Here is a 26,274-nt window from a genome sequence, read left to right as displayed (position 1 = left end):
AGTCGTTCTCCTTATTGCGCCGCGCCGGAAGCGGGGCTTGCGCTGGACGCGCCCATCGCGCTGGCCGCGCCGGGGAATGCCGGTGCAGGTGTGGCGGCCGGTGCCGCTGGCGCCTTCGATGCGCCGGAATCCGCCGCCTTGTTGTACAGGAACTGGCCGATCAGGTTCTCCAGCACGACCGCCGATTGCGTCATGGAAATGGTGTCGCCGCCCTTGAGCATCTGATCGTCGCCGCCCGGCTCCAGACCGATGTACTGCTCACCGAGCAGCCCGGCGGTCAGGATCTTCGCGGACGAGTCCTTCGGAAACTGATATTGCTTGTCGATATCGATGGTCACGACCGCCTGGTACGTGTTTTCATCGAAACCGATCGAACCGACGCGGCCGACCGTCACGCCCGCGCTCTTCACCGGCGCGCGCGCCTTCAGGCCGCCGATATTGTCGAACTTGAGCTTCACCGCGTAAGTCGGCTGGAACGACAGCGAACTCATGTTCCCGGCTTTCAGCGCGAGAAACAGCAGCGCCACGAAACCGAGCACCACGAAGAGGCCGACCCAAAAGTCGAGAGCAGTCTTTTTCATCGTCTTCCCAAAGAGAATCTTGTCGCAGCGCGCGCGTGACGGTCTGTGCCCTTCACAACGCCCGCGCTAGTCGCATAAGTGCGGCTGGCCGATCAGCTGAACATCAGCGCGGTCAGCAGGAAATCGAGGCCGAGCACGGCGAGCGACGCGTACACCACAGTCTTGGTCGTCGCGCGCGATACGCCTTCCGGCGTTGGCCGTGCTTCGTAGCCCTGGAACAACGCGATGAAAGTCACCGCGAAACCGAACACCACGCTTTTGATGACGCCGTTGCCGACGTCGCGCCAGACGTCCACGCCGCCTTGCATCTGCGACCAGAACACGCCCGGATCCACGCCGATCAGCATCACGCCGACGACGTAACCGCCGAGAACACCGACCGCGCTGAAAATGGCCGCCAGCAGCGGCATGGCGATGATCCCCGCCCACATGCGCGGCGCCATAACGAATTTCATGGGATCGACCGCCATCATTTCCATGGCGGTGAGTTGCTCGCCGGCCTTCATCAAGCCGATTTCAGCAGTCAGCGACGTGCCCGCGCGCCCGGCGAACAGCAGCGCCGTCACCACCGGCCCAAGCTCACGCACCAGCGAAAGCGCGACCAGCAGGCCAAGCGCCTCTTCCGAACCGTAACGGCTCAGCGTGTAATAGCCCTGCAATCCGAGCACGAAGCCGACGAACAGCCCCGACACCGCGATAATCACAAACGAATAATTGCCGACGAAGAAGACCTGCTTCGTGACAAGACGCGGACGACGCCACAAGGCGAGAAATTCGAGCACGAGGCGCAGGAACATGCGCGTCGCGTAGCCGACGGTATCGACACCGTCGATCACCCAGCGTCCGAGTGCGCTGATCATGCCTGCCCTCCGATGCCGAAATCCGACGCAAGCGCTTGGCTCGCGTGGTGAAACTTGAACGGTCCGTCCGGCGTGCCGTCGATAAACTGGCGCACGGTCGGATCTTCCGACGCACGCAGTTGCTCCGGCGTGCCTTCAGCGTGAATTCCGCCATTGGCGACGAAATACACGTAATCCGCGATGGAAAACGTCTCCGGCACGTCGTGCGACACGATGATCGACGTTGCGCCGAGCGCGTCATTCAGCGTGCGGATAAGTTTCGCGGTAATACCGAGGGAAATGGGATCGAGGCCGGCGAACGGCTCGTCATACATCATGAGTTCGGGATCGAGCGCGATGGCGCGCGCCAGCGCAACCCGGCGCGCCATGCCGCCCGAAATCTCCGACGGCGCGAGATCGCGCGCGCCGCGCAGACCGACCGCGTTCAGCTTCATCAGCACGAGATCGCGGATGAGTTCTTCCGGCAGATCGGTATGTTCGCGCAGCGGAAACGCGACGTTTTCGAACACGGTCTGATCCGTGAACAGCGCGCCGAACTGGAACAGCATGCCCATCTTGCGGCGCAGCGCGTACAAACCGTCGCGCGTTTGCGCGCCGATGTCCTGTTCGCCGAACATCACCTGACCGCGATTCGCTTTGACCAGACCGCCGATCAGCCGCAGCGTCGTGGTTTTGCCGCAGCCGGAACCACCCATGACCGCGACCACCTGCCCACGCGCAAAACGCATGTTCAGGTCCGACAGAACGAGCCGGCCGCCGTAACCGAAGTCAACGTCGCGCAGCTCCAGCAGGGTCTCTGAAGAGGCAGGCACAGGGTAAGAGATTCCGATGGACGCAAGAGGCCGAATTATAGGGCCTGCGCGCAATCGGTGCTTTGCCTAGGCAGCCTCCCGCTAATAATTCGGAATTTTCAGCATTGACCTGCAAAGTTCTGTTGCAACGCCGAGACCGCAGCCGATGTGTCCGGCGCTTCCGTCACCGCGCGCACCACGGCAGCACTCCCAACGCCCGTCGCCAGCACTTCCGGCATCACCTTTCCATCGATACCACCAATCGCGACGAGCGGCACGCGGCCCTCGAGCAACTGCACGTATCGCTGGAGGCGAGCGAGGCCTTGCGGCTTTGTCGGCATGACTTTCGTCGTAGTCGGGAAGACCGCGCCGAGCGCGAGATAGCTCGGTCGGAAATGTAACGCGCGCAGCATTTCGTAATAACCGTGCGTCGATAAACCCAGTCGTAGACCCGCGCGCGCGATGGCGTTCAGATCGGCGGTTTCGACGTCCTCCTGGCCGAGATGCACGCCGTACGCGCCTGCATCGATGGCGGCTTGCCAGTGATCGTTGATGAAAAGCTGCGCCTGATGCTTGCGCCCCGCCGCGACCGATCGTTCGATTTCCTGCTTCAGATCGGCGGAATCGGTGGATTTGCGGCGCAGTTGCGCGGTGCGCACGTCGAGATCCAGCACGCGCTCGACCCAGTCGGCGCTCGGAAGCACCGGATAAAGCCCGAGATCGTCTGGACACGGCGGAAACGCTGGCTCGGGCGCAGGCGGCAAGCCACCGACGCGCGGGAACGTCGCGAAATCGATCGGCCATGCATCGTCGCCGGTGCGCCAGGCGAGCGCGAGCACCAACGCGTCGTGTGGCTCGAAATTGCAGTCGAGGAATGCGGCCAGCGCGGCGAGCCAATCGTCCGATCGTTCGCCTTCTAATATATAGAGCGAATCGCCACGATGAAGCGTCGCGCGCTCGCCATGCGCTTCGAGCACGGCAGAACCGGCGCGCGTCAATCGCTCGATATCCGCATCGTGCGATTCAGCGAACACGATCAAATCCTGCGCACCCGGCGATTCCGGCGTCGTCAGGCAGACACGCCACCGCGTCGCCGATGCAGGCCATTCGCCGAGCCGCGCGCGGATTCGCTCGGCGACTTCCACGAGTTCGTCGGCAGGCGGCCAAAACACTTCGCGATCGAGCAAACTCATGCCGCACCTCCGTCCTGATGCCAGAACGGCATGCCTACCACCGGCGTGCTCGCCTGCGCGCTGTCGCGCTCGGCCATCGGACCGGCGAGGAAGGCGGTGCGTCCCGCTTCCGCGCCGAGAGCAAACGCCCGCGCCATTTGCGGCGGATAGGTCGCCTGCGACACTGCCGTGTTCAGCAGCACGCCGTCGAATCCCCACTCCATCACTTGGCACGCATGCGACGGCACGCCGAGACCCGCATCGACAATCAGCGGAACGTCGGGCAAACGCTCGCGCAAGGTGCGCAGTCCGTACGGATTCGTGACGCCCTTGCCCGTGCCGATCGGCGCGCCCCACGGCATCAGCGCTTCGCAACCGGCATCGAGCAGACGACGGCCGATCACCAGATCTTCCGTGCAATACGGCAGCACCTTGAAGCCGTCGCGGATCAGCTTCGCCGCCGCTTCTATCAGACCGATCGGATCAGGCTGAAGCGTGTAGTCGTCGCCGATCAATTCGAGCTTGATCCACGGTGTATCGAACACTTCGCGCGCCATGTAGGCGGTGGTCAGCACTTCATCCACGCTTTGGCAACCAGCGGTGTTCGGCAGCAGCGCGACGCCGTGGCGCTTCAGCACATCGAAGAAACCGGCTTCGCCTGTCTCCGATTGACGGCGCAGCGCGACGGTCACCATGCCGGGACGCGCGGCATCGATGGAATCGGACAATGATTGCAGCGACGGATAACGCGACGTGCCGAGCAGCACGCGGCTCGGAAACGCCTGGCCGTAGAGCGTGAGCGCATCGGCGGTTTGGATGGTCATGATTCGGTTCCTGTGTGTTTCAGCCGCCCGCAACGGGCGATACGACGTCGAGCTTGTCGCCCGCAGCGAGCGTCTTCGTGCCGTGTTCGCCGCGCGCGACGAACTGGCCGTTCAGCGCGACGGCAAATGGCGGTTTCGCGCCGAAAGCGCTGAGCGCGTCGGTGACGGTGGCCGTATCGGGCAACTCGAACGCGCGCTGATTGATGTGGATATTCATATTCGATTCCTGATGCTCAGAGCGCCGGGACGGCCGCAAATTCGGCGTGCAGAAGTTCGGGCCAGCGCGCGGACTGACGGAAAAGCGCGAAGGCATCGGCGTCCGCGACGGTGTGCGCGGCGAGCGCTTCGGCGAGTTCGCATGCGGCGTTCGCGACTTCCGGCGCGATCATAAAGCCATGCCGATACAACCCGTTGACGCGCAATCCACGCGCCCCGTCCCACACGATCGCAGGCCGATGATCCGGCAGCGTCGGCCGGCATTGCGAGTTCAGTTCGAGAATGCGCGCCTCGCCAAAGCCGGGATGCACGGCAAACGCCGCGCTCAGTAATTCGAGCGCGGAGCGCACGCTCATCGGCGACATGTCTTCGCCTTCGACTTCGGTGGCGCCGATCACGTAGAGATCGTTTTGCTTGGGCGCGATATAGAGCGGATAACGCGGATGCAACAACCGCACAGGCCGCGTCAGATCGATGCCAGGCGCGTGCACACGCGCCACTTCGCCGCGAATGCCGCGCAGCGCGGGCCACGCCGGTTTGCCGCCGAGACCACGGCAATCGATGATCCAATGCGCATCGGGCATGGCATCGACGGGTGTATTCCAGTGCGTGCGTACGCCGCGCGTCGCCAAACCTGCCGCGAGCGCTTTGAGCGCCTGACGGTTATCGAGCTGGCCTTCGTTCGGCAGCAGCCAGCCTTGCGCGAAACGCGTGCCGAGCGCCGGTTCCGCATCGCCGACTTGCGCGCCTGCGAGTTTGACGAAACCGCCATCGAGCAGCGCAGCGGGCGCGTTGGCGCGCAAACGGCGTTCGAAAAGCGGCGCTTCCGCGCGATCCGCGTGATGCCACACCACAAGCGTGCCGTTACGCTGATGAAAAACCGGCTCCGGCAACTGCGCCAGCAATTCCGGCCACTTTTCGAGCGATGCCGCGCCGAGCTCAACCACAAGCGGCTCCGCGCTCGTCGCTTCGGCAAGTGGCGCGAGCATGGCGGCAGCGACCCACGCGGCCGACTGCGTGCCGGCTTCATCGCCCCGCTCGTACAACGCCACGCGATGCCCCGCGCCCGCGAGTTGCCAGGCGACGAGCCGCCCGACGAGCCCGCCACCGATGATGGCGAAATCGGTCGAACGTGCGGCCTGATCGATGCTATTCACAATCCGATGTCTCCAGAAAGCATGCCGCGCAAATGCGGACACGACGGAGACGAAATCAGCGGAGAGACCGGCGCGGCATGAACACAAACATGCCGGGCGGAAAGAGGTAAGACTATGGAAGAGACTGGAGGAATGGCGCAGAAAAACGCGCGTTCTCCGGAAACTTCCCTCGCCGGTATTACCCGGATCGGGTGCAAAGGGTCTCTCTCAGCCTCGCCGCGCTCTAACCTCTTACGACAGCACGCGAAGCACCCCTGTTTCGTCGAAGATCATTAGAACATGAAAGCCGAAGCCGCTGCAAACCGGGATTCCCCGTGCAGACGCGCGTTGGCCCTGTTTTTCGCGCCGTCCGGCACTCTGGCACAATGCCCCGAACGGTCGAACGGATTAAGTGACAGTTAAGGGAATACCGGAACAATCGCCGCAATCGCCGGGCGTGGCAGTCCGCGCAGACCACCGCACAACGAATCAACGCATCAGCAGGAAGGTCATGGCCAATACTCAAACCGACAACTCGCAGCAAAGGGCCGATCAGGTTTCGGCCTGGAGCCTCATCAAGCCGTACTGGGTCTCCGAGGAACGCGGCATCGCGTGGGGGCTGCTGGTTGCGATCATCGCGATCAACATGACCGTGGTGTGGATCAACGTGCGGCTCAATACGTGGAACGCGGACTTCTACAACGCGCTGCAAAACAAGAATGTGAAGGACTTTCCGCATCTCTTGCTGATCTTCACCGGCCTCGCGTTCGCGTACATTTTGCTGGCCGTGTACGGGCGATATCTCCGTCAGATGCTCGGCTTTCGCTGGCGGCAATGGCTCACTAACAAGTACCTCGAACAATGGTTCGGCGATAAGGCGTTCTATCGAATCGAACGCGACCGACTTGCCGATAACCCCGACCAGCGTATCAGCGATGACCTGCAATCTTTCGCGACTACTACGCTGTCGTTATCGCTCGATCTGCTTTCTACGCTCGTTACGCTCGTTACCTTCATCACGATTCTCTGGACCATCGCGGGCGCGCTGACGTTGACGCTAGGCGGCACGCCGATCACGATTCCGGGCTACATGGTGTGGGCCGCCGCGCTATACGCGATTCTCGGGTCGCTGATCATTCAGAAAGTCGGGCATCCGCTGGTGTCGATCAATTATCAGCAGCAGAAGGTGGAAGCGGACTTCCGTTTCGGCTTGATTCGCGTGCGTGAGAACGCTGAGCAAATCGCGTTTTACGATGGCATCGCGACCGAAACGGCAAACGCGAAAGGCATTTTTCAGCGCATCAAAGATAACTGGTGGATGATCATGCGCTACACCAAGCGCATGACTTTCGTGCTGAGTTTCTATGGTCAGATTGCGATCATCTTCCCGATCATGGTTGCCGCGCCGCGTTATTTTGCTGGCGCATTCACCTTCGGCGTGCTGATGCAGATTTCGCAGGCATTCGGCACGGTGAGCGATTCGTTCTCGTGGTTCATCAACAGTTATTCGACCTTGGTCGAATGGCGCGCGACGGTGAATCGTCTTCGTGAATTCAAGCGTGTGATGCGTTCGACGCATATCCGCGAAGAGAACTCGCCGGCGACGGAACGCGGCGGTATCAATCTGCACTACACGGCGACGCAGACGCTGACCACGCACGGCCTGACGCTGGCGCTTCCGAATGGCACGCCGCTGTCGCGCGTGTCGGATGTATCGATCGAGCCGGGTTCGCGGTGGCTCGTAGTGGGGCCGTCGGGTTCGGGCAAGAGCACGTTGATGCGCGCGCTCGCAGGTCTTTGGCCCTTCGGCGACGGCACCATCGACGCACCCGTAGATGCGAAGCTGATGTTCATCCCGCAGGTCAGTTATATGCCGATCGGCACCTTGCGCGCGGCGCTGTCGTATCCATCGCCGGGCGGCACGTTCAGCGATGAGGAATCGCGCGCGGCCTTGAAGGCGTGCAATCTCGAAGCGTATGGAGATCGGCTGGAAGAAAGCACGCATTGGGCGCGCAGTTTGTCGCCGGGCGAACAGCAGCGTCTGGCCGCCGCGCGCGTGTTGCTGCACAAACCCGATTTCGTTTTCCTCGATGAAGCCACCAGCGCACTCGATGCGGATAACGAACTGCATATCTACAACACGCTCGTCGAACGCTTGCCGAAGGCTGCGATTCTGAGTGTGGCGCATCGCGAGTCGGTCGCGATGTTCCATGACTACAAGATCGAGATCGAGAGGATGTTGGTGGAAGCTTGATCGTCGTTGCTTGAGGCGGGCAAAGCAAAAGGCCACGCGGTTTTCCGCGTGGCCTTTCCACTTGGCGTTTTTAAAACCCGCTTATCGCGGCAACTCGCTCGACCCCATCAAATACGCATCGACACTACGCGCGCACTGACGTCCTTCACGAATCGCCCACACCACCAGCGATTGCCCGCGCCGCATATCGCCCGCCGTGAACACCTTGTCCACCGACGTGTAATACGCCTTATCGCCTTCGGTCGCCGCACGCACATTGCCGCGCGCATCCTTCTCGACGCCGAACGCCTCGAGCACCGGCGAAACCGGCTGCGTAAAGCCCATCGCGAGCAGCACCAAATCGGCTTTCAGTTCGAACTCGGAGTTCGGCACTTCCTGCATCTTGCCGCCCTTCCATTCGACACGAACTGCGATCAGCTTTTCGACCTTGCCGTTCTTGCCTTCGAAGCGCTTCGTGGCAACCGACCAATCACGATCGCAACCTTCTTCATGCGATGAAGACGTGCGCAGCTTGATCGGCCAATACGGCCACACGAGCGGCTTGTTCTCGACTTCAGGCGGCTGCGCCAACAGTTCGAACTGCGCCACATCCTTCGCGCCATGACGATTCGACGTGCCCACGCAATCCGAGCCCGTATCGCCACCGCCGATCACGACGACGTGCTTGCCCTTCGCCAGCAGTTGATCCGTGAGCTTGTCGCCCGCGTTGACCTTGTTCTGCTGCGGCAGAAATTCCATCGCGTAATAGATGCCTTCCAGCTCACGCCCCGGCACCGGCAAATCGCGCGGCGTTTCCGATCCGCCCGCGATCACCACGGCATCGAACTGTTCCTTCAGTTCGTCCGGCGTGATGGTTTCCTTCGCCGTATTCGCGATATACGCCGGCATCGCATCCTTGCCGATGAACACGTTGGTACGGAACGTCACGCCTTCCGCTTCCATCTGGCGCATGCGGCGATCGATCAGCCACTTCTCCAGCTTGAAGTCGGGAATGCCATAACGCAGCAGCCCGCCGATTCGATCGTTCTTCTCGAACACGACCACATCGTGGCCCGCACGCGCGAGTTGTTGCGCGGCTGCCAGACCAGCAGGACCGGAACCGACCACGGCCACTTTCTTGCCCGTCTTGTGCTTCGGCACTTGCGGCGCAACCCAGCCTTCCGCGAACGCCTTATCGATGATCGCGTGTTCGATCGACTTGATGCCGACCGGATCGTCGTTGATGCCGAGCGTGCACGCGGCCTCGCACGGCGCCGGGCAGATGCGGCCCGTGAACTCCGGGAAGTTGTTGGTCGAATGCAGCACATTGATCGCGTTCTTCCAGTCTTGCTGAAACACGAGATCGTTGAAGTCCGGAATTATGTTGTTGACCGGGCAGCCGTTATTGCAGAACGGAATGCCGCAATCCATGCAGCGCGCGCCCTGAATCTTCGCGTCTTCATCCGTCAGCGCGGCGACGAATTCCTTGTAGTGCTTGACGCGGGTCAGCGGTGCTTCGTACGACTCGTGGCGTCGTTCGAACTCGAGAAAACCGGTGGCTTTTCCCATTTCTTTCTCTGTATTGGGTGAGGATCGCACGCTCCGATGCACACGCACCGGAGCGCCTTTCTATATCTGTCTCTAAGGAAGCGAGGCGTCAGGCAGCGATGGCATCCTTCGACTTCTTCGCGCCGATTTCGCCCAGCGCGCGCTTGTACTCGGTCGGGAACACCTTCACGAACTGACGACGCGACGTATCCCAGTTTTCGAGCAGCGACTTCGCGCGCGGCGAGCCGGTGAACTGAAAGTGACGCTCGATCAGGCCCTTGAGCACGGCTTCGTCGGTCTTGCCGGTGTGCCACAACACGCGATCCACCGTGCGTTCCTGTTCGGCTTGTTGCAGAACCGGATCGAGCGCGACCATCGACTTGTTGCACTTGCCGCCGAAACTGCCGTCCGGGTCGTACACGAAGGCGATACCGCCCGACATGCCCGCCGCGAAGTTGCGGCCCGTTTCGCCGAGCACCACGACCGTGCCGCCCGTCATGTATTCGCAACCGTGATCGCCCGTGCCTTCGACAACCGCCGTCGCGCCCGAGTTACGCACGCAGAAGCGCTCGCCTGCCACGCCACGGAAATACGATTCGCCTTCGATCGCGCCGTACATCACCGTGTTGCCGCAGATGATGTTTTCTTCCGACTTGCCGCGGAAATCGTTAGTCGGGCGAATGATGATGCGCCCGCCCGACAGACCCTTGCCGACGTAGTCGTTGCCGTCGCCGACCAGATCCAGCGTCACGCCCTTGGCCAGGAACGCGCCGAAGCTCTGGCCCGCCGTGCCCTTCAATTGGATGTGGATCGAGTCGTCGGGCAAACCGTCGTGACCGTGCTTCTTCGCGATCAGACCGGACAGCATCGCGCCGACCGTGCGGTTCACGTTGCGCACCGGCTGAATGAACGAAACGTGCTCGCCGCGTTCGATCGCCGCCTTCGCCTTTTCGATCAGCACATGATCCAGCGCCTTGTCGAGACCGTGATCCTGCACATCGACATGCTTGCGTGCGACGTCTTCGCCCACCGGCACTTGATAGAACACGCGCGAGAAGTCCAGACCCTTCGCCTTCCAGTGCTCGACGCCCTTCTTCATATCGAGCATATCGACACGGCCAATCAGATCGTCGAACTTGCGGATGCCGAGTTGCGCCATGATTTCGCGCACTTCTTCCGCGATAAAGAAGAAGAAGTTGACGACGTGTTCCGGCTGGCCCGTGAACTTCGCACGCAGCACCGGATCTTGCGTCGCGACGCCGACCGGGCACGTGTTCAGATGGCACTTGCGCATCATGATGCAGCCTTCGACGACCAGCGGCGCGGTCGCGAAGCCGAACTCATCCGCGCCGAGCAGCGCACCGATCACCACATCGCGGCCGGTCTTCATCTGACCATCGGCCTGAACGCGGATACGGCCGCGCAGACGGTTCAGCACCAGCGTCTGCTGCGTTTCAGCGAGACCCAGTTCCCACGGCGTGCCCGCGTGCTTCAGCGACGACAAGGGCGATGCACCCGTGCCGCCATCGTGACCCGCGATCACGACATGATCCGCCTTCGCCTTCGCCACGCCAGCCGCCACCGTGCCGACGCCCACTTCCGACACCAGCTTCACCGAAATGCTCGACGACGAGTTCACGTTCTTCAGATCGTGAATGAGCTGCGCCAGATCTTCGATCGAATAAATGTCGTGGTGCGGCGGCGGCGAAATCAGGCCGACGCCCGGCACCGAGCAACGCAGCTTGCCGATGTAATCCGACACCTTGTGGCCCGGCAACTGACCGCCTTCGCCCGGCTTTGCGCCCTGCGCCATCTTGATCTGAATCTGATCCGCCGACGACAGATACTCCGCCGTCACGCCGAATCGGCCGGACGCGACTTGCTTGATCTTCGAACGCAGCGAGTCGCCGTCCTTCAGCGGAATATCGGTGATGACTTCCGGTCCGATGATCGATTGCAGCGTGTCGCCGTTCTTGATCGGAATGCCGCGCAGTTCGTTGCGATAACGCTTGTCGTCCTCGCCGCCTTCGCCCGTGTTCGACTTGCCGCCGATACGGTTCATCGCCACGGCCAGCGTCGCATGCGCTTCGGTCGAAATCGAGCCGAGCGACATCGCGCCGGTCGCGAAGCGCTTGACGATTTCCTTCGCCGGTTCCACTTCGTCGAGCGGAATCGCCTTGATCGGTTCGACCTTGAATTCGAACAGACCACGGAAGGTCATATGACGCTTCGTCTGGTCATTGATGATGTGCGCGTATTCCTTGTACGTCTGATACGAGTTGCTGCGCGCCGAGTGTTGCAGCTTGGCGATGGCATCCGGCGTCCACATATGCTCTTCACCGCGCACGCGGTACGCATACTCACCGCCCGCGTCGAGCATGTTGGCGAGGATCGGGTTATCGCCGAATGCATCGCGATGCAGACGCAGCGCTTCCTCGGCCACATCGAACAAGCCGATACCGCCGACCTTCGACGCCGTGCCCTTGAAGTACTTCTCGACCAGTTCCGACGACAGACCGACCGCTTCGAAAATCTGCGCGCCGGTGTAGGACATGTACGTCGAAATACCCATCTTCGACATCACCTTCAGCAGGCCCTTGCCCACGGCCTTGGTGAAGTTGTAGATCACCTTGTCCGCCGACAGATCGCCCTTCAGGCCATCGGCCATATTGGCGAGCGTTTCCAGCGCGAGGTACGGGTGAACGGCTTCCGCGCCGAAGCCCGCGAGCAGCGCGAAGTGATGCGTCTCACGCGCCGAACCCGTTTCCACGACCAGACCGGTGCTGGTGCGCAGACCGTGCTGCACGAGATGCGAGTGGATCGCGGATGTGGCCAGCAGCGCCGGAATCGCGACGTTATCGCGGTCGGCCTTGCGGTCTGACACGATCAGGATGTTGTAGCCCGAACGCACGGCATCGACCGCTTCCGCGCACAGCGACGCGATGCGCGCCTCAATCCCTTCCTTGCCCCACGACGCCGGATACACGATGTTCAGTTCGTACGAGCTGAACTTGCCGCCCGTGTACTGATCGATCGCGCGGATCTTGGCGATGTCCTTGAAGTCGAGCACGGGCTGCGACACTTCGAGGCGCATCGTCGGGTTGATGTTGGTCGTGTCGAGCAGATTCGGCTTCGGCCCGATAAACGAGACCAGCGACATCACCATGTTTTCGCGGATCGGATCGATCGGCGGGTTGGTGACCTGCGCGAACAACTGCTTGAAGTAGTTGTAGAGCGTCTTGTTCTTGTTGGACATGACGGCCAGCGGCGAGTCGTTGCCCATCGAACCGACGGCTTCTTCGCCCGATTGCGCCATCGGCGCCATCAGGAACTTGAGGTCTTCCTGCGTATAGCCGAACGCCTGCTGACGGTCGAGCAGCGCAGCGGCTTCGCGGCGCTGCGTTTCGACGTCTTCCGCCTTCGGCTCGATCTCGTCGAGCTTGATCCGCACGGCTTCGATCCAGCTCTTGTACGGCTTGGCGTTGGCGAGGTTGTCCTTGAGTTCCTTGTCCTGAATGATGCGGCCTTGCTCCATGTCGATCAGGAACATCTTGCCCGGCTGCAAACGCCACTTCTGAACGATCTTCGACTCCGGAATCGGCAGCACGCCGGATTCCGATGCGAGGATCACGAGGTCGTCGTCGGTGACGAGATAACGCGCCGGACGCAGGCCGTTACGGTCGAGCGTCGCGCCGATCTGGCGGCCGTCCGTGAACGCGATGGCGGCAGGACCGTCCCACGGTTCCATCATCGCGGCGTGGTATTCGTAGAACGCGCGGCGGTTGTCGTCCATCAGCGTGTGCTGTTCCCAGGCTTCCGGGATCATCATCATCATCGCGTGGACGAGCGGGTAGCCGGCCATCACCAGCAGTTCGAGACAGTTATCGAACGATGCGGTGTCCGACTGGCCCGGATAGATCAGCGGCCACAGCTTCGGCAGATCGTCGCCGAGCACGTAAGAGGCGATCGCGCCGGTACGCGCGTTCAGCCAGTTGACGTTGCCCTTCACGGTGTTGATTTCGCCGTTGTGCGCAATCATCCGATACGGGTGAGCCAGTTCCCACGCCGGGAACGTGTTGGTCGAGAAGCGCTGGTGCACGAGCGCAAGTGCGGAGACCACGCGGTCGTCCTGAAGATCGCGGTAATACACGCCGACCTGACCCGCCAGCAGCAGGCCCTTGTAGACGACCGTGCGCGACGACATCGACGGCACGAAGTATTCCTTGCCGTGCTTGAGCTTGAGCGCCTGGATGCGATGGCTCGCCGTCTTGCGGATGATGTACAGCTTGCGCTCCAGCGCGTCCGTCACGACGATATCCTTGCCGCGTCCGATGAAAATCATGCGGATCAGCGGTTCGCTGGCCTTCACAGTCGGCGAAATGGGCATGTTGCCGTCGACGGGAACATCACGCCAGCCGAGCACAACCTGGCCTTCCAGCTTGACCGTGCGTTCCAGTTCCTGTTCGCACGCCAGACGCGAGGCGTTTTCCTTCGGCAAAAAGATCATGCCGACGCCGTACTCGCCAGCCGGCGGCAACGTCACGCCCTGCTTGGCCATTTCCTCGCGGTAGAAACCGTCCGGCACCTGAATCAGAATGCCCGCGCCGTCGCCCATGAGCGGATCGGCGCCGACTGCGCCACGGTGGTCGAGGTTCTCCAGGATCTTGAGACCCTGCTGAATGATCTCGTGGCTCTTTTTCCCCTTGATATGGGCGACGAAGCCGACGCCGCAGGCGTCATGCTCGTTGGCAGGGTCGTACATGCCCTGCGCGGCGGGAAGCGAACCGACTGCCGGTTGCTGATCCGGTTGCTGATGATCGTTCATGGGGACACCGTCTCTACTGTGAGGGGCCGATTCGGCCGTTGAACCATTTTTCTTGTTGCCTGCGGCAGATTTATTTCAGCTTGTGGCCGCAAAGCCGGTCGCGGAGAGGCGCGCTGCGCCGCAATATCGCCGGAAATCGAAATATACGCGACGAATCAAAGCGATGGCAAATAAAACTTGATGATATGACACCAATTATCGATATGGTGCAGATATGCCCCATTTTATTAGGGCCGCATTAAAATTAGGCAAATGAAACGGCGGATGCCTTTCGCGATCCGCCGTCTCGGGCGCTTACTGGGGCTGCGGCGTCTCCCGCACCTTGCGCGGCCGTCCGCGCGGCAGCGGTGACACACGCCGGTTCGCCGCGCCCGATGCCCATTCGCGATAGGCATCGCTGCCGAGCACCCAGCCTTTGAGTGTCGCTTGAAGGAGACGGTTGGTTTCACGCTCATCGAGCGGCTGCTCGCACAGTTCCTTGTAAGCGTGCTGCCGTTCGAACGGCGTGTTGCCGAGCGACCAGAACAGCGGATGGTCGGTAATCAGCCCGTCAAGCGCCAGCCCGATGTGATGCCGAAAGCTCGACCACTTATAGTCCTGCGGCGCGGCGACAAGTTGCGCGCGCACCGGCGCCATCTCAACCACGCGCGTGGCGAGCAGGAAATAACGCTCACCTTCGATCACGGTCGCGCGATAGCGTCCTTCCCATAACGTGCCGCGCCGCATGTAACGCCGATTGAAATGCGCTACGTAACGACGCCCGACCGCCTGCATCGCTTTGGGCAGGCTCGCTTCGTCGCGCGGCGTGACGAGCAGATGCACGGCCTGCGGCATCAGCGCATACGCATGGATCGACAAATGATGGTCGCGCGAAGCCGTCCGCAGACAGTCGATGAAAAGCTCGTAGTCCTGGTCATCGACGAAAGCGGGCTGCTGGTCGAGACCACGCAGGATGACATGCTGCGGCTGTTCGGGAACATAGAGTCGTGCAAGCCGTGCCATTCTGGATTTTCCGTTGGTCGCGTTTGTGTTACCCCATTCGGGGACCTGTGGAGTCTCGCAATTGCGGGCGTTTTGCTGGCAAATTACGGGCAAGTTCCTGACGATAAAGGCCGCATGTTCGAAACACATGCAAGCGCCGTGCAATGCGCTCAAAAGCCGCGCAGCCTAGGGAAAATGCTCTACGGCACCGCTATGGTTTATGTGAAATGTTGTGTTCATAATGTCCGTGCTTTTTGGAGGAGCACAAATTGAAAATAAAACAAGTCATCACGGGGATCGCAGCGCTTGCGTGTATGTCCACTGTGGCACATGCGCAGTCCGCTGGATCCATCTATGCAACGGCAGGCTGGTTTCATTTTTCACCGTTGGACAGTAGCGGGCCGCTCAAAGAAACCAGTGTAGGCGGTTCTCCCGTCAATATCAGCGTACCGGGCACGGGCGCAGGTATTTCCAGTTCCGATACGGCCGGTTTCACGCTCGGCTACTTCGTCACTGACCATATCGCCACCGAACTCGAAATGGGCATTCCGCCCACGTTCGATCTTGAAGGCACCGGCACGCTTTCCCAGTACGGCAAGATCGGTGAAGCCAAGCAGTGGAGCCCAACGCTGCTCTTCAAATACTTCTTCATGGCGCCGGAAGCCAAGTTCCGCCCGTTCGTCGGCATTGGCGTGACGCGCGTCTGGTTCAGCGACGCGAAGATCACGAACGGCAGCTTCGAAAGCGGCGTGTTGCATGGTCCGACCAGCGTGGATACGGATCGTTCCTGGGCACCGGTCTTTAATCTTGGCGCGGTCTACAACTTCACTCAACACTGGTTTGCCGGATTTTCTGTTTCATTCATTCCGTTGAAAGCAACTGCTACGCTGAATACTGCGGCGCAAACGCCGGTGGGTACGCTTAACGTTCAATCCAAAGCGAAAATCACGCTCAATCCGATCGTGACTTACTTGCGGGTTGGCTATCGTTTTTGAGTATTCATTCCATAAAGCCGCTTTACATCGAAACTCTTTGTGTGATGCAAAGCTGTTGCAATGAAAACGCCGTCATTTGCTTCTTGCATGACGGCGTTTTCATTTTCTGCAGCTTGTAAATGTGACCGTCGAATCAATGAAATGGTTGCAGTTCTTACGCGTGTCTTTTGGTAAAAAGCCCTGATAGACGGACTCGGGACAAAAAGCGGACTGCGGCATCGAATTTGCTGCATGATGGCCTTTCCCCGCTGAATACACGCGGGCAATCCACGACTCATCCATCGACGGAGCGATCAATGAACGCATTGCCTAACACGCGAGACGCCATCGGAGATTCTTGGAGCAGCACGCAGCGTCGTGCGCGCCGCATGGCGCGTCATGGCCGCGATGCGGCTGAAGATATCGGCTCGGAACTGCGCTCGCTGCTGAGTGAACTGGAAGACACGCTTTCGAGCGGCACCGCGGCGGACGCCGCTGCTTTGCGCTCGCAGATCAGCGATCGGCTGGACAGCGCACGCGCCCGTTTGAACGATACACACGCCGCCCTCCGCCAGCGCGCGGGCGCGGTACTCGACGATGCCGACGCGTATATCCACGAAAAGCCGTGGCAGACGATTGCGCTGGTTGGCGGCTTAGCCTTGGTAGCAGGCGTGCTGTTGGCACGGGCCCGCTAAGCTGATCAACTAAGCGAAGAAATCCGCCCCAATGATGTCGATGCGGTCCGTACAGATCGCATCGACGCCCCATTGCGCGAGCAGCTGCGCGCGCTCGGGTTCGTTGACGGTGTAAGCAAGGATGCGCAGTCCGGCACCCTTGATTTCTTTGACGAGCCGCTCGTTCAGATCGCGGTGATCCGCGTGCAGCGAGACGCATGACAGCGCTGCGGTTTGCGCACGCCAGTCATCAGGAACGTGTTCGTACAGCATGCCGCGATTGATCGTTGGCGCTTCGTCACGCGCGGCTTCAAGCGCTTCATACGAGAACGACGACAACAGCGCGCCGCTCCACGCTTCGCGCGCGACCAGCGTGCCGGTTTCCTTTTCCCGCCCCGGACACGGCTTGATTTCAATATTCGCCATCATGCCGAGCGCATCGCAGCGTGCGTGCACTTGCGTGAGCGTCGGCATACGCGCATCGGCGAATTCCTGACCGAACCACGAGCCTGCATCGAGCGATGAGAGCTGTGCGTAACTCATTGATTTCGCCGCGCCATGTCCATTCGAAGTGCGATCGACGTTGTCGTCATGCAGCAGGAACACGACGTTGTCGGCCGAGAGCTTGGCATCGAACTCGATCATCTTGTGGCCGAACCGCGCGCCGACATCGATGGCTTCGAGCGTGTTTTCCGGCGCGAGCTTGCCGCCACCGCGATGCGCGACGACTGCGGGATAAGGCCACGTTTTCATCGTCGATGCTCCGTATTAACTTGCGCGCAGTCCGCTCGCCGGATCGAAGAAATGGAGATGCGTGGCGGGCAGCGATACATTCAGACGCTCGCCCCGCTCTGGCCGATGCGCATGCGGCAAACGCGCCGCCACATCGTGCTTGCCCCATTTGCCGTGCGCGAGATTGTCCGCGCCGAGCAGTTCCGCCGAATCGACTTCGAGCGTGGCGCTCGCAGCGTTGTCGATGCCCGGCGTCATATGCTCCGGCCGAATGCCCATGATCCACTCGCGCCCGTGCATCTCGCTTCGCACGCCTGATATCGGCAGCGAAGGACCGTCACCGGCAACGACGAACGTAGAACCATCTTCCGACACGCGCCCTTCGAGCAGATTCATCGCCGGCGAGCCGATAAAGCTCGCGACGAACACCGTCGCCGGTCGCTCGTAGACTTCGGTCGGCGCGCCGATCTGCTCCGCGTGCCCCTTGTTCATGACGATCACGCGTTGCGCGAGCGTCATGGCTTCGATCTGATCGTGCGTGACGTACAGGCTCGTGGTCGCAAGACGCGCGTGCAGCCGCTGAATTTCAAGGCGCATCTGCACGCGCAGTTTGGCATCGAGATTGGAAAGCGGTTCGTCGAAGAGAAAGACGGCTGGTTCGCGCACAATCGCGCGGCCCATCGCGACGCGCTGACGCTGGCCGCCCGACAACTCGCGCGGCTTGCGCGCCAGCAGATGTTCGAGTTCGAGGATGCGCGCCGCGTTCGCCACGCGCTCATCGATCGCGGACTTGCTGGTGCCCGCGATCTTCAGCGCGTACGCCATGTTCTGCGCCACGCTCATATGCGGATAGAGCGCGTAGTTTTGAAAGACCATCGCGATATCGCGATCCTTCGGCTCCAGCTTGTTCACCACCTTGCCGCCGATTTCGATCGCGCCATCGGACACGCTTTCGAGTCCCGCGACCATGCGCAGCAACGTGGATTTGCCGCAGCCCGACGGCCCGACCATCACGACGAACTCGCCATCCTTCACCGACACGTCGATGCCATGCAGCACGTAGTTCGTGCCGTCGTACGTCTTTCTGACGCCTTTGAGATTCAATGCGGCCATTGTCTTATTTCTCGGAGTCCACGAGTCCGCGTACGAACCAACGCTGCATGGTCAGCACGACGGCGAGCGGCGGCAGCATGGCGAGCAAAGTCGCGGCCATCACGTAATGCCACTCCGTCGCGGTATCGCCGGATGCGATCATGCTTTTGATGCCGACCACCGCCGTTTGCAGCGACTGCTCGTTGGTGATGAGAATCGGCCAGAGATACTGATTCCAGCCGTAGATGAACGTGATGACGAACAGCGCCGCGATATTCGTTTTCGACAGCGGCAGCACCACGTCCCAGAAAAACCGCAACGGCCCCGCGCCGTCGATGCGCGCCGCCTCCATCAACTCGTCCGGCAGCGTCATAAAGAACTGGCGGAACAGAAACGTCGCCGTTGCCGATGCGATCAGCGGCAGCGTGAGCCCCGCGTACGTGTTGGCGAGATGCATCGACGAGACGACTTGCACGGTCGGAAAGATGCGTACTTCGACCGGCAGCATCAGCGTGATGAAGATCAGCCAGAACGCGAGATTCTTCAACGGAAAGCGGAAGAACACGATCGCATACGCCGAGATGATCGACACCGCAATCTTGCCGATGGAAATGACCAGCGCCATCACCATGCTGTTGATGAGCATGAGGCCAAACGGCGCGGCCGCGTTGCCGCTGCCGTACTTCCAAATATGCGCGATGTTCTCGAACAGATGCGTGCTCGGGATCAGCGATATCGGCACGCTGAAGACTTCGTGCGAATTCATCGTGGCCGCGCAGAACGCGACGTAGACCGGAAACACGATCAGCGCGACGCCCAGCAGCAGCACCGCGTGACAGAAGATATCGAAGCCGCGCCGGTTCTCGATCATGAGTATTGGACCCTGCGTTCGACGAAGCGGAACTGGATCACCGTCAACACGACGACGATCACCATCAGCACGACGGATTGCGCGCCGGAACTGCCGATATCGAGTCCCTGAAAGCCTTCCGCGAAGATCTTGTAGATGAGCGTTTTGGTCGATTGCGCGGGACCGCCACCGGTCGCGGCATCGATCACGGGGAAGGTATCGAAGAACGCGTAGACAAGGTTCACGACGAGCAGGAAGAAACTCGTCGGTGAGAGCAAGGGCAAAGCGATGCCGAAGAAACGACGCACGGGACCCGCGCCGTCGATGGCTGCGGCTTCGATCAGCGATTGCGGAATGGCCTGCAAGCCTGCGTAGAAGAACAGAAAGTTGTAGCTGACCTGCTTCCAGACCGATGCCAGCACGACGAGAAACATCGCCTGCGTGCCGTTCAGCGCGTGATTCCACACGATGCCTTGCTTACCAAGCGCGTACGTCACCAGTCCGATGCTCGGGTTGAACAGGAACGACCACAGCACAGCAGCGATCGCGGGCGCGACGGCGTACGGCCAGATCAGCAGCGTTTGATACGCCTTCGCGCCGCGCGTCACGCGATCCGCGCATGCGGCGAGCAATAGCGAAATGACGAGTCCTGAGACGGTGACCAACGCGCAGAAAACCATCGTCGTGCTGAACGACGAGAGATAGAGCGGATCGGCGAAAAGCTGTTTGAAATTCGCCAGGCCGACGAACTCGCTCGATGTGCCGAACGCGTCCTGACTTTGCGTGGCCTGCCACAGCGCTTCGCCTGCGGGCCACAGAAAGAAGATCGCGGTGATCGCGAGTTGAGGCGCGACGAGCAGATACGGCAGCACGCCCGTATCGAAACGAGAGCGTTTTTCCATGCTTGGGTTTCCCGAAGCGCCCATGCTTTTCAGCGCGGGCGCATACGCTTAGTTGCCTTTAGTTACCGGCTTTTTCGAAGCGGCGCAGCAATTCATTGCCGCGTTGAACCGATGCATCGAGCGCCTGTTGCGGCGTCTTCTTCTCCGCCCAGACCTGCTCCAGTTCTTCATCGACGACGGTGCGAATCTGCGGCATGTTGCCCAGACGCAGGCCCTTGGTGTAGGGCAGCGGCGGCTTGTTCAACATCTGCTTGATGGCGATATCCGCGCCGGGGTTCTTATCGTAGAAGCCCTGTTTTTGCGTGAGTTCGTACGCGGCCTGCGTGACCGGCAGATAGCCCGTGTCCTGATGCCACTTCGCCGCGACTTCCGGCGTGGACAGATACGCGAGGAACTTGGCTACGCCCTTGTACACCGCCGGATCTTTGCCCGCCAACACCCAAAGACTCGCGCCGCCGATGATCGCGTTCTGCGGCGCGCCCTTCACGTTCGCGTCGTACGGCATCATGCCGACGCCGTAATCGAATTTCGCATATTTGCCGATGGTCGCGCGCGATCCCGACGAGTTCGTGATGATCCCGCAATCGCCGCTATAGAACTTGGACACCGGCTCGTCCTTGCGTCCCACGTACGTGAACGTGCCTTCCTTGGCCATGTTCTGCAGGAACTGGATATGCGCGACTTGCAGCGGCTTGTTGAATTCGAGCACGGCGTCCATGCCATCGAAACCATTGTTCTTCGATGCAAACGGCGCGGCGTGCCATGCGCTGTAGTTCTCCAACTGAATCCAGCTTTGCCAGCCCGACGAGTAGCCGCACGAATAGCCTGCGGCCTTGATCTTCTTCGCGTCGGCTTCGACATCGGCCCAGGTTTTCGGCGGCTGATTCGGATCGAGACCGGCCTTCTTGAACGCGTCCTTGTTGTAGTAGAGGACGGGCGTCGAACTGTTGAACGGCATCGAAATCAGATGGCCGGTTTTGGCGTCGCTGTAGTAGCCGGAAATGGTCGGCACGAAGCCTTTTTCGTCGAGCGGCACGCCGGCTTGCTTGAACACATCGTAGACAGGCACGACGGCTTTCTTCGCCTGCATCATGGTCGCGGTGCCGACTTCGTAGACTTGCAGAATGGCCGGCGCGTTGCCACTGCGATACGCCGCAATGCCCGCCGCCAGCGTCTGATCGTAGGTGCCCTTGAACACCGGCACGATCTTGTAGTCATTCTGCGACTTGTTGAAGTCGTCGGCGATCACGTTCACGCGTTCGCCGAGCGCGGCTTCCATCGCGTGCCAGAACTGGATTTCGGTCGCGGCATGCGCGGCGCTGCTGACGCCGAACGCAAGAACAGCCGCCGCTTGGATCAAGGGCTTGCAAACCATCGATGAGTCTCCGTTTTGATCATGCGTCGTTGATAAACGCGCAAGGTTAGTTGTTATCGATGACAAAAAGACGTTGGTATTCCTTCAGTGCGTACCGGTCCGTCATCCCTGCGATGTAATGCGATATCAGCCGCGCCTGCGAACTGCCGTGCACGGGCGCGGCGGCATCGTTCGCGGATTCGTCCGCGACGGGCAAGCGCACCTGATACGCGGGCGGCAGAAGACGCGGATCGTCGGTGAAGGCATCGAACAGACCGGTGACGACGCGCTTGGCCTTGTTCGCCATGCGCATCACGCGATAGTGACGGTAGAGGTTCTTGAACAGAAAGCGCTTGAGTTGCGCGGCTTGCGCGGCGACTTCATCGCTATGAGAGACGAGCGTGGGCGCGTTGCGCACATCATCGAGCGATGCCGGACGTACGCGCGCGAGATTGCGACTCGTGGCTTCGATCAGATCGACGATCAGCGTATTGATGATGCGACGGATGGTCTCGTGAATCAGCCTGCGTCCTTCGCCTTCGATATCCGGATACTCGCCGCGCGCCGCTTCGAAATGCGTCTGCCACAAGCTCACTTCAGAGAGCTGTTCGAGCGTGATGAAGCCGGAGCGCAGGCCATCATCGACATCGTGATTGTTGTAGGCGATTTCATCCGCGACGTTGGCAATCTGCGCTTCCAGCGACGGCTGTTTGCCGGTGAGAAAGCGCTCGCCAAGATCACCGAGCTTGCGCGCATTTTCCCGCGAGCAATGTTTGAGAATGCCTTCGCGCGTCTCGAAACACAGATTCAGGCCGTCAAACGCGCCGTAGTGTTCCTCAAGTTGATCGACCACTGCGAGGCTTTGCAGATTGTGTTCGAAGCCGCCGTGATCGCGCATACATTCGTGCAGCGCATCTTGTCCCGCGTGACCGAACGGCGTGTGGCCGAGATCGTGCGCGAGCGAAATGGCTTCGACGAGGTCTTCGTTCAGCCGCAGATTGCGCGCCACCGAACGCGCGATCTGCGCGACTTCGAGACTATGCGTGAGCCGCGTACGGAACAGATCGCCTTCGTGATTGACGAAAACCTGCGTCTTGTATTCGAGCCGCCGAAACGCGGTCGAATGCACGATACGATCGCGGTCGCGTTGAAACTCGGTGCGCGCGGTCGGCGGCGACTCGTGAAAGCGCCGCCCGCGCGATGTCGCCGAATGCGCTGCGTACGGCGCGAGATGCGCCTCCAACGCAAGCGACGAAGGCGCGCTCAGCGGAAATTCGACTTCGTTTTTGATCACCGGCTGCTCCGCATCGTTTAGGTCCAGGCCGCCGCTCGGTGATCAGACGCTGGCTGCGAGCGTCGCGCGCACGGCCTGATCGGGCGCGCTGGTAATTTGCACGTCACCAAATTCGTTCAGCAGAATGAATTTGATCGTGCCGCCCTCGGCCTTCTTATCGACCTGCATCAAATCGATATAGCGTTCGCTCCCGAGGTCCGGCGCAACGACGGGAAGCTTTGCCTTCTCAATCACGCGCACAAGCCGTTGACGTGCGGCTTCGCTCAGCGCAGCAACACGCACGGACAAGTCCGCCGCCATCACCATGCCGCAACCGACCGCTTCGCCGTGCAGCCATTCGCCGTAGCCGAGTCCGGCTTCGATCGCATGGCCGAACGTGTGGCCGAAATTGAGGATCGCGCGCTGCCCGCCTTCGCGTTCATCCGATGCCACCACCGACGCCTTGATCTCGCACGAACGCTTGACCGCGTGCGCGAGGGCTTCGTCGTCGCGGGCGTTAAGGGCGTCGATATTCGCTTCGATCCAGTCGAAGAATTCGGCGTCCGCGATTGCTGCGGTCTTGATGACTTCCGCGAGTCCCGCCGCCAGTTCGCGCTCCGGCAGCGTGTGCAACGCGCCGATATCCGCGATCACCGCCTGCGGCTGATAGAACGCGCCGATCATGTTCTTGCCGAGCGGATGATTGATGCCCGTCTTCCCGCCCACCGATGAATCCACTTGCGACAACAGCGTCGTCGGCACCTGAATGAACGGCACGCCGCGCATGTAGCAGGCCGCCGCAAACCCCGTCATATCACCGACGACACCGCCGCCCAGCGCAATCAACGTGGTCTTGCGATCCGCGCGCCCGGTGAGCAGCGAATCGAAAATCTGATTGAGCGTTTCCCAGTTCTTGTGCGCTTCGCCATCCGGCAGCACGACAGTCGATACCTTCTTGCCGAGCGGTGCGAGCGCCGCGCGCAGCGTATCGCCGTAAATCGGATCGACAGTCGAATTGGTGACGATTGCCACCGACGAACCCTTGATATGCGGCGCAAACAGTTCGGTCTGACCGATCAGTCCCGCACCGATATGAATGGGATAGGCGCGTTCGCCCAATTCGACGCTGACAGTAATCAACGGGGTAGTCATGGTGGACATTTTACGATTCGGCCGGTTTGATGACGCCGGCCACCTCCAGTTGCATCAGGACCATATTGACGAGCGCGTTGACGGTCGGCCGCCCCGTTTCCACGACGAAATGCGCGGTCTCGTGATAAAGCGGATCGCGCGTCTTGAACAGTTCTTCGAGCTTGCCGCGCGGATCTTCGGTCTGCAGCAGCGGCCGATTTTTGTCGCGCCGCGTGCGCTGCCAGAGATCGTGCGGATTCGCCCGCAAATAAATAACGATGCCGCGATTCTTCAGATGTTCGCGATTCTCTTCGCGCAACACCGCGCCGCCGCCCGTCGCCAGCACGATACCGCTGCGCTGCGACAGTTCGTCGATCACACTGGCTTCACGCTGCCGGAATCCGACCTCGCCTTCCATTTCGAAGATCACCGGAATCCGCGCGCCGGTGCGCGCTTCGATCTCGTGATCCGAATCGATGAACGAGCGCTGCAAACGGCGCGCAACCGCACGGCCCACGGTGGTTTTACCCGCCCCCATGAGTCCGACGAAAAAAATGTTCGCGTTCGCGTGCCCTTCCTGCAACTCGGTTTCCTTCCAGTTCGATCGAAATTTGTTCGTGCGGCAGCTTAAGGGCAAACCGCGTGCTTTGTCGAGTCGCGCCGCGCGTGGCTTTCAGCCCGATTCGCCTGATGCAATCACATGCGGCGTGATCAAAACGATCAGCTCGGTTTTCGAGCTGCGCCGCGCATCGTGACGGAACAGCCAGCCGATCAGCGGCAGTTTCGACAAACCGGGAACGCCGGTCACGTCGTCACGCTCGTCTTCGGCGTAGATTCCGCCGATCGCCACCGTGCCGCCGTTTTCCACTTCCACGCGCGTTTGCACATGTTTGGTGTGGATTGCCGGGCCGTTGGCGGTTTGCTCGCCCAGACTGTCTTTCGTGATGTCGAGATCCAGAATGACGTGCCCGTGCGGCGTGATTTGCGGCTCGACCTCCAGTTTGAGCGTTGCGCGGCGAAACTGCACGCCCGACATGCCGTTGCCGACTTTCGCCTGATACGGCACCTCCATGCCCTGCTCGACAACCGATTTCACGCGATCCGCCGTCACCACGCGCGGCCGCGAGACAATCGTGCCGCGCCCTTCGGCCTCCAGCGCGCTCAGTTGGATATTGAGCAGCCGCGTGGCCTGCGCGACAAACAGCGTCAATCCGGCGGTCGCCGCGTCGAAACCGTTGATCGGTCCAGCAGACAGATCGTATACCACGCCGTCCTTGCCGCCCGCCAAGCCGGTCGCCGGATCGCTTTGCGGCGCAACGCCCAGTTTGACGCCGAGATTGCGCGACAAGCCCGCTTCTCCTTCCACGATCTTCGCCTCGATCATCACCTGCGGCGTCGGTTTGTCGAGCAGCGCGATCAGAGCCGCGATCTGTTGCACGCGCGCGTCGAGATCGGTGATAAAGAGCAGATTGGTACGCGGATCGGCCATGGCGGAGCCGCGTTTGGACAGCACGCGCTGATTGCCCGCGCCGCTCAGCATCTTGCGCACGTCCTCGGCGCGCGGATAGCGCAGCACGAACGTACGGCTGGCCAGCGGTTCGAGATCGGCGGCACGCGCGTGAGCTTCGAAGCGCAGCTTTTCGCGCGCGGCGAGTTCGGCGAGCGGCGCGACCCAGATGACGTTGCCGTGCTGCTCCATCGCCAGGCCGTTGACTTCGAGAAGCGTATCGAACGCGCGACGCCACGGGACATCGACCAGATTCAGCGATATCTGTCCGCGCACCTTTTCACTCGCGATGATGTTGATGCCCGCAAAGCGCGCGAAAGATTGCAGCGCGACGCTCAGGTCGGCGTTTTTCAGGTCGAGCGTGATCGGCTTGCTGTCGTCGATTCCATTCGCCGTGGCGACGCTCAGGCGCGCGGGTGGCGCGAGCGGCACGGGCGGGCCTTCGAGGGCTTCGGCGGTGGCCGGCTCCGGCGCTGGCGCAACGGGCACGGGCGCTTCGGCTTTTGGCGGACTGCTCGTGTCGATGGCCGTTTGGTCGGCGGTCTGGGAATCGAAGGAAATGGGCAGCGGTGGCAGGACGACCTCGCTGCCTTCGTCCGCCAGCGCGCCGCGCATCGA

Annotated in this window: 22 protein-coding genes and 1 riboswitch; of the genes, 3 read left to right on the top strand and 19 right to left on the bottom strand. The window is 61.1% G+C overall.

All coding sequences use genetic code 11. The features are described 5' to 3' along the window. Nucleotides 1–11: 11 nt before the first annotated feature. From mlaD to P7F28_RS18310, 7 genes are all read right to left on the bottom strand, one after another. Nucleotides 12–581, bottom strand: a complete 570-nt coding sequence (gene mlaD, locus P7F28_RS18340; RefSeq protein ID WP_277186009.1) for an outer membrane lipid asymmetry maintenance protein MlaD — start codon at nucleotides 579–581, stop codon at nucleotides 12–14. A 92-nt stretch (nucleotides 582–673) separates the two neighbouring features. Continuing rightward, a complete protein-coding gene (mlaE, locus tag P7F28_RS18335; protein WP_277186008.1) occupies nucleotides 674–1,441 on the bottom strand; it encodes a lipid asymmetry maintenance ABC transporter permease subunit MlaE in 768 nt (255 codons plus the stop codon). Beyond that, nucleotides 1,438–2,253 (bottom strand): ABC transporter ATP-binding protein, encoded by an 816-nt coding sequence (locus tag P7F28_RS18330; RefSeq protein WP_277186007.1) that lies wholly within the window; start codon nucleotides 2,251–2,253, stop codon nucleotides 1,438–1,440. The genes mlaE and P7F28_RS18330 overlap by 4 nt, the downstream gene beginning before the upstream one ends. 98 nt (nucleotides 2,254–2,351) lie before the next feature. Then, the gene (thiE, locus tag P7F28_RS18325; protein ID WP_277186006.1) at nucleotides 2,352–3,425 is read right to left on the bottom strand and encodes a thiamine phosphate synthase; all 1,074 of its coding nucleotides are present in this window, start codon (nucleotides 3,423–3,425) and stop codon (nucleotides 2,352–2,354) included. Further along, complete coding sequence (locus tag P7F28_RS18320) at nucleotides 3,422–4,228, bottom strand: thiazole synthase (protein WP_306805940.1); 807 nt, start codon at nucleotides 4,226–4,228, stop codon at nucleotides 3,422–3,424. The genes thiE and P7F28_RS18320 overlap by 4 nt, the downstream gene beginning before the upstream one ends. Before the next feature lie 19 nt (nucleotides 4,229–4,247). Next, nucleotides 4,248–4,445 (bottom strand): sulfur carrier protein ThiS, encoded by a 198-nt coding sequence (thiS, locus tag P7F28_RS18315; RefSeq protein WP_277186005.1) that lies wholly within the window; start codon nucleotides 4,443–4,445, stop codon nucleotides 4,248–4,250. Between the two features lie 16 nt (nucleotides 4,446–4,461). Further along, nucleotides 4,462–5,592 (bottom strand): FAD-dependent oxidoreductase, encoded by a 1,131-nt coding sequence (locus tag P7F28_RS18310; RefSeq protein ID WP_277186040.1) that lies wholly within the window; start codon nucleotides 5,590–5,592, stop codon nucleotides 4,462–4,464. A gap of 156 nt (nucleotides 5,593–5,748) precedes the next feature. After that, nucleotides 5,749–5,867: riboswitch (TPP riboswitch) on the bottom strand. Nucleotides 5,868–6,091: 224 nt separating this feature from the next. Between P7F28_RS18310 and P7F28_RS18305 the strand changes: the two genes are divergently transcribed. After that, on the top strand, nucleotides 6,092–7,834 hold the full coding sequence (locus tag P7F28_RS18305) for an ABC transporter ATP-binding protein/permease (RefSeq protein WP_277186004.1): 1,743 nt from the start codon (nucleotides 6,092–6,094) through the stop codon (nucleotides 7,832–7,834). Nucleotides 7,835–7,915: 81 nt separating this feature from the next. Here P7F28_RS18305 and P7F28_RS18300 read toward each other — a convergent pair whose 3' ends face one another. The 3 genes from P7F28_RS18300 to P7F28_RS18290 all read right to left on the bottom strand — a co-directional run bounded on the left by P7F28_RS18300 (nucleotide 7,916) and on the right by P7F28_RS18290 (nucleotide 15,188). After that, nucleotides 7,916–9,382 carry a glutamate synthase subunit beta gene (locus tag P7F28_RS18300; protein WP_277186003.1) on the bottom strand — a complete coding sequence of 489 codons (1,467 nt, stop codon included), beginning with the start codon at nucleotides 9,380–9,382 and terminating at the stop codon, nucleotides 7,916–7,918. Nucleotides 9,383–9,470: 88 nt separating this feature from the next. After that, complete coding sequence (locus P7F28_RS18295) at nucleotides 9,471–14,186, bottom strand: glutamate synthase-related protein (protein WP_277186002.1); 4,716 nt, start codon at nucleotides 14,184–14,186, stop codon at nucleotides 9,471–9,473. Between the two features lie 294 nt (nucleotides 14,187–14,480). After that, nucleotides 14,481–15,188, bottom strand: coding sequence for a transposase (locus P7F28_RS18290; protein ID WP_277186001.1), 708 nt, complete (start codon nucleotides 15,186–15,188; stop codon nucleotides 14,481–14,483). A 248-nt stretch (nucleotides 15,189–15,436) separates the two neighbouring features. Here P7F28_RS18290 and P7F28_RS18285 point away from each other — a divergent pair, with 248 nt between their 5' ends. Both P7F28_RS18285 and P7F28_RS18280 read left to right on the top strand, forming a co-directional pair. Then, entirely contained in the window at nucleotides 15,437–16,162 is a 726-nt protein-coding gene (locus tag P7F28_RS18285; RefSeq protein WP_277186000.1) for an OmpW family protein, read from the top strand. Between the two features lie 296 nt (nucleotides 16,163–16,458). Next, nucleotides 16,459–16,836: a YqjD family protein gene (locus tag P7F28_RS18280; RefSeq protein WP_277185999.1), complete on the top strand. Its 378-nt coding sequence runs from the start codon at nucleotides 16,459–16,461 to the stop codon at nucleotides 16,834–16,836. Nucleotides 16,837–16,845: 9 nt separating this feature from the next. On the opposite strand, the gene ugpQ is transcribed toward P7F28_RS18280, so the two are convergent. The 9 genes from ugpQ to P7F28_RS18235 all read right to left on the bottom strand — a co-directional run bounded on the left by ugpQ (nucleotide 16,846) and on the right by P7F28_RS18235 (nucleotide 26,271). Further along, the gene (gene ugpQ / locus P7F28_RS18275) at nucleotides 16,846–17,568 is read right to left on the bottom strand and encodes a glycerophosphodiester phosphodiesterase (RefSeq protein WP_277185998.1); all 723 of its coding nucleotides are present in this window, start codon (nucleotides 17,566–17,568) and stop codon (nucleotides 16,846–16,848) included. Nucleotides 17,569–17,583: 15 nt separating this feature from the next. Beyond that, entirely contained in the window at nucleotides 17,584–18,660 is a 1,077-nt protein-coding gene (locus P7F28_RS18270) for a sn-glycerol-3-phosphate import ATP-binding protein UgpC (protein WP_277185997.1), read from the bottom strand. A 4-nt stretch (nucleotides 18,661–18,664) separates the two neighbouring features. Then, nucleotides 18,665–19,510: a sn-glycerol-3-phosphate ABC transporter permease UgpE gene (gene ugpE, locus P7F28_RS18265; protein ID WP_277185996.1), complete on the bottom strand. Its 846-nt coding sequence runs from the start codon at nucleotides 19,508–19,510 to the stop codon at nucleotides 18,665–18,667. Then, nucleotides 19,507–20,391: a sn-glycerol-3-phosphate ABC transporter permease UgpA gene (gene ugpA, locus P7F28_RS18260; protein ID WP_277185995.1), complete on the bottom strand. Its 885-nt coding sequence runs from the start codon at nucleotides 20,389–20,391 to the stop codon at nucleotides 19,507–19,509. Before ugpA ends, ugpE begins: the two co-directional genes overlap by 4 nt. 58 nt (nucleotides 20,392–20,449) lie before the next feature. Next, the gene (ugpB, locus tag P7F28_RS18255; RefSeq protein ID WP_277185994.1) at nucleotides 20,450–21,766 is read right to left on the bottom strand and encodes a sn-glycerol-3-phosphate ABC transporter substrate-binding protein UgpB; all 1,317 of its coding nucleotides are present in this window, start codon (nucleotides 21,764–21,766) and stop codon (nucleotides 20,450–20,452) included. Between the two features lie 46 nt (nucleotides 21,767–21,812). After that, nucleotides 21,813–23,039 (bottom strand): deoxyguanosinetriphosphate triphosphohydrolase, encoded by a 1,227-nt coding sequence (locus tag P7F28_RS18250; protein WP_277185993.1) that lies wholly within the window; start codon nucleotides 23,037–23,039, stop codon nucleotides 21,813–21,815. Between the two features lie 42 nt (nucleotides 23,040–23,081). After that, complete coding sequence (gene aroB / locus P7F28_RS18245) at nucleotides 23,082–24,158, bottom strand: 3-dehydroquinate synthase (RefSeq protein WP_277186039.1); 1,077 nt, start codon at nucleotides 24,156–24,158, stop codon at nucleotides 23,082–23,084. A 22-nt stretch (nucleotides 24,159–24,180) separates the two neighbouring features. Further along, nucleotides 24,181–24,732 (bottom strand): shikimate kinase AroK, encoded by a 552-nt coding sequence (gene aroK, locus P7F28_RS18240; RefSeq protein ID WP_277185992.1) that lies wholly within the window; start codon nucleotides 24,730–24,732, stop codon nucleotides 24,181–24,183. Between the two features lie 90 nt (nucleotides 24,733–24,822). Further along, on the bottom strand, nucleotides 24,823–26,271 hold the full coding sequence (locus tag P7F28_RS18235) for a type IV pilus secretin PilQ (RefSeq protein WP_277186038.1): 1,449 nt from the start codon (nucleotides 26,269–26,271) through the stop codon (nucleotides 24,823–24,825). Nucleotides 26,272–26,274: the final 3 nt, after the last annotated feature.

It is taken from the genome of Caballeronia sp. BR00000012568055, from assembly GCF_029439455.1.
GTDB lineage: Bacteria > Pseudomonadota > Gammaproteobacteria > Burkholderiales > Burkholderiaceae > Caballeronia.
The sequence above is the reverse complement of the archived record's forward strand: the minus strand, read 5'-3'. Positions and strand labels throughout refer to the sequence as shown.